The organism is Leucobacter sp. GX24907, assembly GCF_053567335.1.
Window position 1 is genome coordinate 30,562 of record NZ_JBSGPD010000005.1, and the last position, 13,013, is coordinate 43,574.

Below are 13,013 nucleotides of genomic sequence, written 5' to 3' on the forward strand. Positions count from 1 at the left end.
TCCACATCATACGAAGTGCTGTATGCCGTGGAACAGGTAGTTGACGGAGGCCTCTAGACCTCTGCCACTTCTAGACCTCCGCGACGTCGAGAACTGTCGGCTTGAGCATGTTCTTGCCGGCAGCGCGGGTCTCGGCCACGAGCGTTTCGATGATGCGATCGATGATCGCGTCGGAAAGAGGCCCGGGCAGCGTGAAACGGATCGCTGTGCGCGCGAGATCGGGGTCCAAACCGATCGCGAGCAGGGCGGGCGACGGTTCGTCCTTGCCTGCGGCGCAGGCGGATCCTGACGACACCGCGATTCCGGCAGTATCGAGCGCGACCAGCAGAGACTCCCCGCTGATTCCTTCCACGACGAACGAGGCGTGCCCGGGCAGCCGCTCGGAGGGATGACCGGTGAGACGTGTGCCGGGCACCTCTTCGAGCATGCGGGTGACGAGGTCATCGCGACAGCGCATGATGTCGAGTGCCCGACTGCCCACGACTTCATAGGCCGCGTCAACCGCTGCGGCGAACCCGACGATGCCGGCCACATTCTCGGTTCCGGATCTCCGCCCGCCCTCCTGCCCCCCGCCGTGCAGCAGCGGTTCGATCGGCAGCCGCCCGCGCACGAGCAAGGCGCCGACCCCCTGTGGGCCGCCGAACTTATGCGACGCCACCGTCAACGCATCGACGTCTTCCCCGGGCCACGCTCCGTTGCCCAGCGAGATCGGCAGCGCAGCTGCGGCTTGGACGGCATCCGAGTGCACCACCGCGGCTCCCCGAGCCTTCGCAGCGGCGGCCAGCGCCGGGAGATCCTGCACCGTACCGACCTCGCCGTTCGCGAGCCCGATACTGACCAAAGTGGTGTCCGATCGGACCGCCGCCGACAGCCGCTCAGGATCAACTCGCCCGTGCGCATCGACTGGAACGACAGCCACTTCGTACCCGTGGACGCGCTCGAGAAAGCGACAGCTCTCGGTGACTGAGGGATGCTCGATCCCCGTGGTGACCAGATGCCTGCCGCGCGGATTCGCGAGGGCGAGTCCGATCACTGCGAGGTTGTTGGCTTCCGTTCCCCCCGAGGTGAACACGACCTCTCCCGGTCGCACGCCGAAGGCCTCTGCCAGGCGTCGACGCGCCCCGTCGACCAGCCCAGCCGCCCGGTGCCCCGGGGAGTGCACGCTTGACGGATTCGCCGATTCGGTCTCGAGAACGTCCCGCATCGCCGCGAGCGCCTCCGGGCGCAGCGGCGCCGTCGCTGCCGCATCAAGGTAGCCGTCCGTGGGCACCGGCCGCGCGCTCATGCTGCATCCAGACCGAGATCGAGTGCGCGCACGCCGTGCGTGATCCTCCCCACCGAGATGACCTCGACCCCGGTACCTGCGATCGCCCCGACCGTCTCGAGATTCACGTTGCCGCTCGCCTCGGTGACAGCCCGACCGTCGACAAGCTGTACACCGGCGTGCAGGTCTTCGATCGAGAAGTTGTCGAGCAGCACACCCGTGACCCCGGCGGCCAGCACCGGTTCGAGCTGCTCGAGCCGATCAACCTCAACGATGATCGACGTCGTATGGCCGGCACGGTCGCGAAGCTCCGAGAGCACTGCCGTCGTGCTCTCGGCATCGACTGCCCCGAGCGCGGCCAGGTGATTGTCTTTGATCATGATCGCGTCGGAGAGGCCGAAGCGGTGGTTCGATCCTCCGCCGACTGCGACGGCATGCTTCTCGAACGCGCGCAGACCCGGAGTCGTCTTGCGTGTGTCGGCGATCTTCGCCCCCGTCCCGGCAACCGCCTCGACATACTGCGCGGTGAGGGTCGCGATCCCGCTCATGCGCTGCACGAAGTTGAGCGCGATGCGCTCTCCGGTGAGCACGCCGCGCGCGGGGCCCGTCACCCGGGCGAGCACCGTTCCCGTGTCGAAGCGCGTGCCCTCGTCTGCGAGTTCGGTCACTTCGATGCGGCCATCCGCCTGTGCGAAGCACTCCGTGAGTACCGCCCCTCCCGCGAAGACACCGGGCTCACGTGCCACGACAGCGGTCGAGAAGATGGTCTTCGCGGGAACGGCGAGCTCTGCCGTCAAGTCGCCCCAGGGCGCGTCTTCTGCAAGGGCCCTCCGTACAGCGGTGGTGATGGTCTGTTTCGTCAGCACGTCTGCGCCTCTTTCACTGTGGGGATCGTCATTGCGGCCTGGCCGGGCTCGTGCAGTGCGGCGACGCCGGCCTGTACTGCTGACGCAGCTGTCACGGCTGGCACGGCTGGTACCGAGAGCAGACGCATGGAGCGCCGCACCGCCTGGGCGGGATCCGTCTCGGGGTAGTCGAGGCGCTGGTGCGCGCCGCGGGATTCGGTGCGCGCCTCGGCGGCCGCGGCGATGAGGGTGCGCAGCTCCCCGTTCGGCTGACCGGGTGTGCTTCCGCTTCCGCTTCCGCTTCCGCTTCCGGGAGCATCTCCCCAGACCTCGAGGTGTTCGGGGAATGGGCGGGCTTCGGGCCAGTCTTCGCGTGTCACCGCCGCGCGCCCCGCCCGAGAACCGAACACGAGCCCTTCGAGCAGCGAGTTCGAGGCGAGCCGATTCGCACCGTGCACTCCCGTGCTCGCGACCTCGCCGGCGGCGAAGAGCCCCGGCACGCTGGTTCTCCCGCGCGTATCGGTGACGATGCCGCCCATGCTGTAGTGGGCGGCCGGAGAGACCGGGATCGGCTCCCGCTCCCAGTCGTATCCGCGCGCGGAGAGCGCGGCTGTGATGCCGGGGAACCGTGCGCTGAGACCGGAACTACGAAGACCGGAGCTATTCAACCCCGTCGCGTCGAGCCAGACTGTGTCCTCACCGCGCTCCTCGAGCACGCGCTGTATCTCGCGCGACACGACATCGCGCGGCGCGAGCTCTGCAGCGGGATGCGCGCCGAGCATGAATCTCCGTCCCGAACCGTCGCGCAGCACGGCGCCTGCGCCGCGTACCGCCTCCGATACGAGCACACCGGTGCCGTGCAGCACCGTCGGATGGAACTGAACGAACTCGAGATCTGCGAGCAGGGCCCCGGCTCGGCCGGCGAGCAGCACGCCGTCGCCTGTCGCGCCCGCCGCGTTCGTGCTGCGCGGGAAGACTCCGGCGTATCCTCCGGTAGCGAGGATCACGGCGTCGGCGCGGATCTCGGCGGAACCGGCCTCGGCCGCTTGCCCCTCGTCGGCGCCGGCCGCGTCGACCACGCCCGCCCGATCCGGGCGCACGACGACTCCTCGGACCTCGCCGTCTCGCACTACCAGGCGCTCGGCGATCCTCTCGGAGAGCACTCGGACCCTCCCCCGCCGCACCTCCTCAGCCAGCTGGGTGAGCAGAAAGTCGTGCAGCAGCGCCCCGCTGCGGTCGCCACCGAGGTGCACGATCCGAGCGATCCCGTGCGCGCCTTCGAGACCGAGCAGTGGTCGGCCGTCCGGGTCGCGATCCACCGGCAGGCCGGCCGCCAGGAGACGACGCACCTCGCGGCGTCCCTCATCGGCCAGCAAGGCGGCGACGGCAGGATCGACGAGACCGGCGCCCGCAGCAATCGTGTCGGCTGCGTGATGGGCGGGGCGATCTCCCTCGGCGAGCGCGGCCGCGATGCCGCCCTGCGCGAGCCGCGTGTTCCCTCCGCTGCGCAGAGACTGCGCCCCGTCCAGACGTTCTGCGGCATGCAGCAGCGGGTCGGGTCCCGGAACCACGAGCAGCACGTCGCCGCCGGCATCCGCCGCAGCGAGCGCGCTCGAGATACCGGCGACCCCCGCGCCGACGACAACGACCCCCGAGTGCGTTGCAGTCATCGCGGAAGAACTCATGGTCGTGCGGCCAGCATGCGCTCGAGCGCGATGCGCGAGTCTGTCGCGACGCTCTCATCGACGATGATGCGGTTCGGGGTTTCGCCGTTCACGAGCGATTCGAGCGTCCAGGCCAGGTACGCGGGATGGATCCGGTACATGGTCGAGCACGGGCAGACCACGGGGTCCAGGCAGAAGATCGTCAGTTCGGGATGCTGCTGCTGAAGCCGGTTCACCATGTTGATCTCAGTGCCGACCGCGATCACATCTCCGGGCGATGCGGCCGCGATCTGCTTGCGGATGTACTCGGTCGATCCCGACCCGTCAGCGGCTTCGACCACGGCGGCAGGGCACTCCGGGTGCACGATCACCCGCACGCCCGGGTACTCGGCGCGGGCTCGCTCGATCTGCTCGACCGTGAAGCGCTTGTGCACGGAGCAGAACCCGTTCCACAGGATCACCCGGGAGTCGCGCAGCTGCTCGGCGGTGCTCCCGCCGTTCGCGAGGTGCGGGCGCCACAGCGGCATCTCGCTTTCAGAGATCCCCATCGCCTTGGCCGTATTGCGACCGAGGTGCTGATCCGGGAAGAAGAGCACCCGCTGCCCTCGTGCGAACGCCCACTCGAGCACCGTACGCGCATTCGACGAGGTGCAGACGATTCCGCCGTTGCGTCCGCAGAACGCCTTGATCGCGGCCGACGAGTTCATATACGTGACTGGAACTACCGATTGCAGCCCCTCAGACGTACTCTCGTCCCCGAGCGCAGCGGTGAGTTCGCGCCAGCAGTCTTCCACCTGGTCGATCGTCGCCATGTCGGCCATTGAGCACCCGGCAGCAAGGTTCGGCAGGATCACCGCCTGCTCCGATCCCGAGAGAATATCCGCGGTCTCAGCCATGAAGTGCACTCCGCAGAACACGAAGGCCTCCGCTTCGGGATGCTGCTTCGCCGCCTGCGCGAGCATGAAGGAGTCGCCCACGAAGTCCGCGTACTGCACGATCTCATCACGTTGATAGAAATGGCCGAGGATCCGCACGCGCTCACCGAGCTCCGCCTTCGCGCGCGCTATCCACTCGTGCAGCTGCGCATCGCTCGCCCGAGTGTAACGATCAGGGAGAGGGCCCTGCCTGGGGGCGTCGCCCGGAATCACATCGTCTACCGACGCACCGGGGCCGTATCCGGGCGATCGGTCGATGCGCCACGGATCGGTCGCAAGCGCGGATCCGCACGCGCTGACGGTCTTGCCCGTCGCACGCAACGCGATCGGGCGGCGATGCGATGAGGTCTCCGTGCGCCTCGGGGCCGTACGGGTCTCCTCCTGCTCGGCCGCGGCACGGATGAGCTGTTGAACGCTGGTCATGATGTCCTCCTCAAGCTCGACAGGGATGAGTTGTCGGGCTCCTCGGCAAATCGGTAAAGCTTCGCAGGTCGGTGGGGTGTACCGGTCAGTAGTTCGCCGGTGTCGACGAGCGTGCCGCTCGCGAGCATCTGCCGGCGGAAGTTCGCGGGATCGACGGGTGTGCCGAGGATCGCCTCGTGCACTTGTCGCAGTTGCGCGAGCGTGAAGGTCGACCCGAGGAATCGGTGCGCCACCGAGGCGTACTCCGTCTTCACTCGTAGGCGCCACAGCGCGTAGGCGATGATCTCGGCATGGTCGAAGGCGAGTTCGGGGAGACGATCCGCTGAGAACCAGGCGACATTCGGATCATGGTGAGACGAGGCTTGTGCGTCTCCGGCAGTACCTGTTCCCCTCGTGTCGCCTGCGACCTGCCCGGCCTCGGAGTCTCGCCGTTCCTGGGCTTCGAGACGGGCACGGGTCTTCGCCAACCCGGTGCGCGGTGCAGTAGCCGGCGGTGCTGCAATCAGCAGTGCAGCGGCCGGCGGTGCGGCCTCGTCCCACCGAGCAGGTGCTGTCGCGGCCGCCTCCGCCGACATCTGCGGCGACGATGCCTCCTGATCCAGTTCCCGCTCGCCGTAGAGCGCCCAATAGGCGATCGTCACGAGTCGTTGCGCCTCTGCTGAGCGCTCGACCGCGCCGAACGCGTAGAGCTGCTCGAGGTAGCCGGGTTCTCTCAGTACCGCGTCGTGCACCGTGCGGAGCGCCGTGTCCGAGAGCGTCTCGTGCCACTCGGTCGGACCTCCCGGGAGCGCCCAGCGACCCTCGAACGGGGGCCGGGTGCGCCGCACGAGGGGAATCCACAGCGTGGTCCCGGGCTCCTGCTCGAACGGAGCAGTGCCGTGAAGCGCATGCCCGACATGCGCGTCCGCGGGCGGTCGAAGGGCGAAGGCGACTGTGGAGACGGCGATCGCCGGCGGCAGCGTGCGTCGCTCGCTCACGCTCAGCCGCTCGAAGATCATGCGTCTCGCTCCCGGGAATCAACTTATAGTCATTGTGACTATAAGTACAGGCACCATGATACCCGACGTGAACTGGAGCGCGGATCTGGCGAGTGCTCGCCATACCCAGGGGTCAACTGCCCCCGGGCATCAGAACTGGGAGAAGAAGCTCGTCGTGCTCGATCCTGAGCCCCCAGAGCCGGGTTGCACAGTACCCGCCGCACCGTCGCCCGAGAAGCGCCCGGTTGCGCCGGCCGAATACTGGAGACTCTCGGTGTAGTTGCGCTCGATGAGGGCCTGCAGTGCGTCGACCACGACTTCGACGCCCGGCACATCGGGGACGAGAATCGCGTCGGATCCCACCATTATTTCGATATCGCCCGAGCCGAGCATGCGCTGCACGATGCCGCGCCGCGCACGAACTTCGCGCACCCGACTGAGCGGCACTTCCGAACGGTACCGGACGAACACGCCGCGCCGCAGCACCACCCGTCGCGTCGTCACCGACACACGCTCCGTCGACCAGAACAGCAGCGGGAACGCGACGAGCAGCAGCAGCGCAAGCCCAGCTCCCACCGCCGCGAGCACGTTCTGCCAGCTCTGCGCGAACGATCCCAGCCAGATTCCCGAAGCTATCGCGATCGCGAAGAGAGCAAGCACCGGCAGCACGAGCCTGCGACCGTGCCTGCGGAGGCGCAGGACGACGACCTCCGGGCGCACAGGCGCATCGAGCTCCTCAAGTGCGTCGTTCTGGAGCCTCTCGTCTTGACGTGGACGGCGTGCCATGGAGACTATGCGTTCGACTGCTCGCCGGTGTCCGACTCAGCGGACGACGAGCTCTCGTTCGAGCGACCGACTACCCGACCCACAACGTCTTCGCCCTGAGCACGGAGCTCCTCAGCACGATCCCGGATCTCCGCGGCCCGTGCACCGAACGTCTCCGACTGGTTGGAGCGCTCGGAAGATTCTGAAGCTTCGGCACGGTCGGAAGGCTCGGCACCGTCGGTGCGCTCCCCGCTCGCCACGCGCTCTGCCCGCTCGCCACGCGAGGCCCGCCCTGCGGCGGAACCCGCGGCACTGCCCGCGACCGCGCCGTTGAGCATGCCGACAAGGTCGATGCCGACAGTGTCGCGCGCCATGTCGAGCAGTCCCTTGATGTTGCCCATCGCGTCGCCGGCAACCTTCGACGTGCCGTCGGCCGAGACGACCGTCATCGTGTCGATCGCGCTGATCGCGTTCGCGTACTCGCCCGCGATACTCGGCAGCAGCTGGATGAGCTCCTGCGCGAGGACCGCCTGGGACTGCACCTCGAGTGCACGCGCGCGAGCATCGATCGCGTCGGCTTCGGCAGTACCCTTCGCACGCAGCGCCTGCGCCTCGGCCTCGCCCTCGGCCGCGAGCGCCTCGGATGCCGCGATACGTGCAGCACGGCTCGCCAGACCCTCTCGCTCTGTCGCCTTCGCGCGTCCTTCAGCTGCGGAGACTGCGGCCGCGGCGTCTGCCTTGGCGAGCTGCTCGACTCGGTACGCCTCCGCCTCGGCGACGGCGCGCACATCGGCGTTCAGCTGCTCCTTCTTCAGTGCCACCTGACGTTGCGCGGTGAGCTCCTGCTGCTCGACGATGGCCTGCTGCTGGATCGCCTGCTCGAGCGGCTCGGCCGCGGACGCCTGCGCGCTCGCCTTGTCGGTCTCCGCCTGCACGGCGGCCTGGCGCAGCTTCAGTTCGCGGTTGCGGTCGAGCAGGTGCTGCTCGGCCGAGATCTTGGCCTCCTGCGATGCCTGGTACGCGTTGGTCTCGGCGATGTCTGCGGCCTGACGCACTTTGGCGGCCTCAGGGCGTCCGATGTTCGCGATGTAGTCGGCGCCGTCACGGATCTCCTGGATCTGCAGCGTATCGACCACGAGTCCCTGTTTCGTCAGGGCTTCCTCCGCGGCTTCGAGCACGCTCTGTGCGACGACGGCGCGATCCCGAATGATCTGCAGCACCGTGAGGCCACCGATGATCGAACGCAGCGAACCCGAGAGCACCTCCTGCGTCGACTCGTCGATCTCATCAGAGTTCGAGAGGAATCGCTGGGCGGCGGCCCGGATCATCTCCTGGCTGCCCCCGACCTTGACGACCGCGACCGCCTGGGCCTGCATCGTGATGCCATCGGTCGTCTGCGCCTCGGTCGTGATCGAGAGGCGACGCGAACGCAGCGAGATCGTGAACGACTTCTGCACGAACGGCAGTACGAACACACCACCACCGGTCACGACCTTCTGACCGGAGAGGTCGCGAGTCTTCTGTCCCTCGGGGCCCTCGACCTCCTTGCCCTTGCCGCCGGTGACGATGATGGCCTCATCGGGCTTCGCGATGCGGTATCGCTTGATAATGACGAGCGCGATCAGCACGAGCGCGATGACGGCTCCGAAGATGCCGACGATCGCCGAGCCGGCGAACAACATATGGTGCTCCGTTTCTATTCGGTGCGGAATGGTCAGTCTACGTCGACGAGCGGCACGACACTCACCGACGTCGCAGTGATAATGCTCTCGATGCGCACCTTGCTGCCACGAGGCAACGCCGTGTCACTGGTCGCGGAGAGCGACACGCGCTCTCCATGGCGGATCAGGGCAACCTCTCCCAGGCCACCCGCCGGGATCCCGAGCACGACGGCCGCCTCGGAGCCGACGAGTTCGTTACCGCTCACGGCGGTTGACGACTCCGCGCCACGAATCAGGCGCGAGAGCCACCAGGCCGCGGCGCCACCCACGAGACCTGCCAGCGCACCGAGCAATGAGGCCATCGAGGCCCCCATACCGGCGCCAGTACAGGCGAACGCGGTGAATCCGAAGATCGAAGTGAACGCCGCGATCGTCGTAAGACTCAGCGGACCGTCGCCGAAGTCGAGCACGTCGAAGATGCCGTCAAGCACGAGCGAGACGAGCAACAAGACGCCGCCGACGATGCCGATCGCGAGGAAGACGCCGCCCTCCACGAGGGTTCCGCTGAGGAGCTGGTCGAACCAGTCCAGCACTGCATCCATGCGCGCCTCCTCTCGTCGCCTACTTGAAGTGTATCCTCCGGTGCTCGCTCAGATCCGAGGAACCGAAGTGAGGAGCGCGCGCGTGTACTCCTCCCGGGGCCTCCGAAACAGTTCGCGTCCGCCCTGCTCGACGACCTCGCCGCCACGCATTACGAGCACCCGATCGCACACCTCGTGCACGACGGCGAGGTCGTGGGAGATGAGTACGAGAGTCAGACCGAGTTCGCGCCGCAGCTCGCGAAGCAGGTCGATGATCGCTGCCTGCACCGATACATCGAGGGCGCTCGTCGGTTCGTCGGCGACGAGCACCCGGGGTTCCACGGCGAGTGCCCGGGCGAGAGCCACCCGCTGGCGCTGACCCCCGGACAGCTCATGCGGGTACGCTCGGGCGATCTCCGGATCCAGGCGCACAGTCTGCAGCAGGGTGCTGATCCGAGACTTGACTGCCTCTCGTGGAACGAGTCGGTGCACGCGCAGTACCTCCCCGATCGTCTGCCCGACAGTCATCCGCGGGTCGAGCGAGGAATAGGGATCCTGCGGCACGAGCTGCAGCAGTCGACGCTGCTCTCGAGTGCGTCGCCGAGTGAGGAGAATCTCGCCCGGATCCTGACTCCCGAAGCGGATCTCGCCCCCCGCCGGAAGCTGCCCGATCAACGCACGGGCGAGCGTCGTCTTTCCTGACCCCGATTCGCCGACGATGCCGAGCGCTTCACCCTCCGCGAGATCGAACGTGGCCGATGCGACTCCGATTGCGGGCCCGTATCGAACGCTGAGGTTCCGCACGCGCAGCACCAACGGTCGGGGTGATACAGATGCGGATGGCAGTTCAGTGTTGCTCGACGGCACAGTCTCGTCTGGCAGCGCTGTCTCGCCCGGCAGCACCGCCTCGCCCGGCAGCTCGGGCAACCGCGGAACCGCCTCCAATAGACGTTGCGTGTATTCGGAGTCGGGCGTTCCGAGTACGAGTTGCGTGTCCCCCTGCTCGACGATCCTCCCGGCCCGCATCACGGCGATCCGCGAGCAGACGGAAGCGACCACTGCGAGGTCGTGGCTGACGAAGAGGAGTGTCAACCCATCCTCACTGCGGAGCTCATCGAGCAAGTCGAGCACCTGCCGCTGCACCGTCACGTCGAGCGCCGTCGTCGGCTCATCGCACAGCAGTACCGCCGGTTCTGCGGCGAGCGCCAACGCGATGACCACGCGCTGGCGCTGCCCGCCGGAGAGCTCGTGTGGGTATGAGCGGAAGATCCGCCGCTCCTCGCCCCCACCCGAAGCGAGATGCACGCGCCGCAGGAGGGCCCGGGCCCGGGCCTGTGTGCTTCGCTCGGACCTGGCTCTCGCGCCGGTCCGTGCCGTCGGTCCCATCTGTGCTGGCGCCCCCGATTGTGCTGACGCCCCCGACCGTGCTGGCATTCCAGTACGAGCTCGTCGAGCATCGGTCGCGCGAATCACCTCGACGAGCTGCGCACCCACGCGTGTGAGCGGATCGAGCGCCGTGAGCGGATCCTGAAAGACCATGCCTGCCGAGCCACCGACTGCGACAGAAGATCCTTCTGCGACCACGGTGCCCGTGGGCAGCATGCCCAGCACGGCGCGCAGTGTCAGACTCTTGCCGGATCCGGATTCACCCACGATGCCGACAGCCTCGCCGGGCTGCACGTCCAAGTTCACGCCGTCGACCAGCGGTGCAGCGTCGACGACGGCGTCACGGGCCTCGATGCGGAGGTTGCGGATCCGGATCTCACCCACCGCGGAACAATGAGGCGCAATCTGCTGCTCCGACGCTCGGATAGCAACCGATTGCGACGCATTGCCGCGGGGGCGGGAGCGGCGGCGGGGACTGTGCCGGGATCCGGAGCGGAGGTGGCGGGTACCGACGCGGGGGCGAGACACCGACCTCGCGGGCCCCGCAACCCGCAGCGCATCTCCGACCCCATCGCCCAGAAGCGACAACGAGATGCCCGTGACGACGACCGCGAGCCCGGGCAGCGCGCTCAACCACCAGTGGGTCGTGACGAACTGCTGCCCGTCGCTGATCATGGTGCCCCAGTCGGGGGTGGGCGGCTGCACGCCGAGCCCGAGGTATCCGAGCGTGACGATCGCGACCATGATGAGCACGATCTCGGTCGCAAGGAGAACGACCGCCTGTGGAAGCACGTTCGGCAGCATGTGCCGCAGCAGCACCCGGGCGTGCGACAGACCCGCCCCGCGGGCCGCCTGCACCCACCCGGCGTCGCACAGCGCCGCCACAGTCGCGGCGACGACACGCGCGTACCCGACCCAACCCACGAGTGCGAAAGCGACGATGATGCCGCTCTCACCGGCTCCCACGGCAAACACGATCGCGATCACGATGACGTAGAACGGGAACGCGATGACCGTGTCGATGACGCGTGAGGCCACCCAGCGAACCGGGCCGCCGAAGTATCCGGCGATGAGCCCCACAAGCACGCCCGTCACGAAGGGCGCGATCGCGGCGGCAATCGCAATGCGCAGGTCGGTACGCGCCGCAAACAGCACGCGCGACAGCACATCGCGGCCCAGCTGATCCGTGCCGAACCAGTGGGCAGCCGACGGTGGCTGGAGCCCACCGGAGAGATTCTGCGCGCTCGGCGAATGTGGCGCGATGAGGGGCGCGAACAGTGCGAGCAGCAGGATCGTGCCGAACAGCACGGCGCCCCAGAGCAACGCAGGGCTGATCCTGCGTCTCATGCGCATGCCGCGCATGCGCGCGACCCTCATGACCGCCCCCTCATCTGCGCCATCTTCATGCACACTCGCCTCATGCTCGCCGCCTCGCCCGAAGCCGCGGATCGAGCGCCGCCGACAAGGCCCCGACGACGAGGGTCACGATGACGACCATGAGCGCGCAGTACAGCGCCACCCCCTGCACGACCGGAAAATCGCGGTTGCTGATGGACTGAAACAGCAGCATACCGAGGCCGTTGATGCCGAAGACCTTCTCGACGACGAGCGTGCCGCCGATGAGATATGACACGTTGACGCTCAGCAGATTCAGCGTTGGCAGGGCGGCACCTCGCAGCACGTGTCCCAGCATGATGGAGCGCTCAGGCAGGCCTGCGGCGCGCAGCGTCGTCACGAAATCAGCCGAGAGCACCTCGAGCAACTGCGCCCGCAGCGACCGGATGAGCGGAGGAGCCATGCCCAGCGCCACAGCGAGGGCCGGCAGCACCAGACTGCGCAGCGTGCCGAAGGGTCCCGATCCGACGCCCCCAACCGGAAACCAACCGAGTCCGACCGCGAACACGATGATGAGCAGGAGGCCGATCCAGAAGAGTGGCATCCCCATGCCGATAGCGGGCAGGATCCGCACCGCCTGATCGACCCAGCCGTCCTTGCCGCGGGCGGCCGCGAGCGCGAGCGGCACCGTGATGAGCACCGCGAACAGCACCGCGAGGCCGACGATGCCGAGACTGACCGGCGCACGGTCGAAGATGAGCTCGCGGGTCGAGGTGCCGGTTGCGAGCGACGCCCCCGTGTCGCCGTGAGTGAGGAGACCGCTCACGAATGCGCCGAGCTGCTGGACGAGCGGCAGGTCGAGACCGAGCTCGCTACGCAGCTCCGCTACGGCTTCGGGTGTGGCCCGCTCGCCGAGAATCATGGCGGCGGGATCCCCCGGCACCAATCGCATGAGGAAGAACACGGCGAGAACGACCCCGACCATGACCGGGACGACGACGGCGAGCGTGCGAGCGATCGCGGGCAGCACTCTGGCGAGCGTGCGCAGAACGCTCAGCCCGATCCGCCGCAGCACGCCGCTCCTCTGCAGCACGTCGCCTCCTCACGTGTCCGCAACCGTGTCTGTCTCTGTGTGTCTGTGCTTGCACCTGCACCTGCACCTGCACCTGCACCTGCA

The 13,013-nt window shown here is 67.8% G+C and carries 10 protein-coding genes; all 10 read right to left on the bottom strand.

Annotated elements, in window-relative coordinates; translation table 11 throughout:
• Window positions 1-70: 70 nt before the first annotated feature.
• A complete protein-coding gene (locus tag ACUYV6_RS08650) occupies window positions 71-1,285 on the bottom strand; it encodes a cysteine desulfurase family protein (RefSeq protein WP_449278260.1) in 1,215 nt (404 codons plus the stop codon).
• A complete protein-coding gene (gene nadC, locus ACUYV6_RS08655) occupies window positions 1,282-2,130 on the bottom strand; it encodes a carboxylating nicotinate-nucleotide diphosphorylase (protein ID WP_449278261.1) in 849 nt (282 codons plus the stop codon). The genes ACUYV6_RS08650 and nadC overlap by 4 nt, the downstream gene beginning before the upstream one ends.
• Window positions 2,124-3,779 carry an L-aspartate oxidase gene (locus ACUYV6_RS08660; RefSeq protein ID WP_449278262.1) on the bottom strand — a complete coding sequence of 552 codons (1,656 nt, stop codon included), beginning with the start codon at window positions 3,777-3,779 and terminating at the stop codon, window positions 2,124-2,126. The genes nadC and ACUYV6_RS08660 overlap by 7 nt, the downstream gene beginning before the upstream one ends.
• 11 nt (window positions 3,780-3,790) lie before the next feature.
• Window positions 3,791-5,131 carry a quinolinate synthase NadA gene (gene nadA / locus ACUYV6_RS08665; protein ID WP_449278263.1) on the bottom strand — a complete coding sequence of 447 codons (1,341 nt, stop codon included), beginning with the start codon at window positions 5,129-5,131 and terminating at the stop codon, window positions 3,791-3,793.
• Window positions 5,128-6,129: an NUDIX hydrolase gene (locus ACUYV6_RS08670; protein ID WP_449278264.1), complete on the bottom strand. Its 1,002-nt coding sequence runs from the start codon at window positions 6,127-6,129 to the stop codon at window positions 5,128-5,130. The genes nadA and ACUYV6_RS08670 overlap by 4 nt, the downstream gene beginning before the upstream one ends.
• A 129-nt stretch (window positions 6,130-6,258) precedes the next feature.
• Window positions 6,259-6,894: a PH domain-containing protein gene (locus ACUYV6_RS08675; RefSeq protein ID WP_449278265.1), complete on the bottom strand. Its 636-nt coding sequence runs from the start codon at window positions 6,892-6,894 to the stop codon at window positions 6,259-6,261.
• A 5-nt stretch (window positions 6,895-6,899) separates the two neighbouring features.
• Entirely contained in the window at window positions 6,900-8,555 is a 1,656-nt protein-coding gene (locus ACUYV6_RS08680; RefSeq protein WP_449278266.1) for a flotillin family protein, read from the bottom strand.
• 32 nt (window positions 8,556-8,587) lie between these two features.
• Entirely contained in the window at window positions 8,588-9,136 is a 549-nt protein-coding gene (locus ACUYV6_RS08685) for a hypothetical protein (protein ID WP_449278267.1), read from the bottom strand.
• Window positions 9,137-9,184: 48 nt separating this feature from the next.
• Window positions 9,185-11,878 carry an ATP-binding cassette domain-containing protein gene (locus tag ACUYV6_RS08690; RefSeq protein WP_449278268.1) on the bottom strand — a complete coding sequence of 898 codons (2,694 nt, stop codon included), beginning with the start codon at window positions 11,876-11,878 and terminating at the stop codon, window positions 9,185-9,187.
• Window positions 11,879-11,918: 40 nt separating this feature from the next.
• Window positions 11,919-12,929: an ABC transporter permease gene (locus ACUYV6_RS08695; RefSeq protein WP_449278269.1), complete on the bottom strand. Its 1,011-nt coding sequence runs from the start codon at window positions 12,927-12,929 to the stop codon at window positions 11,919-11,921.
• Window positions 12,930-13,013 lie beyond the last annotated feature (84 nt).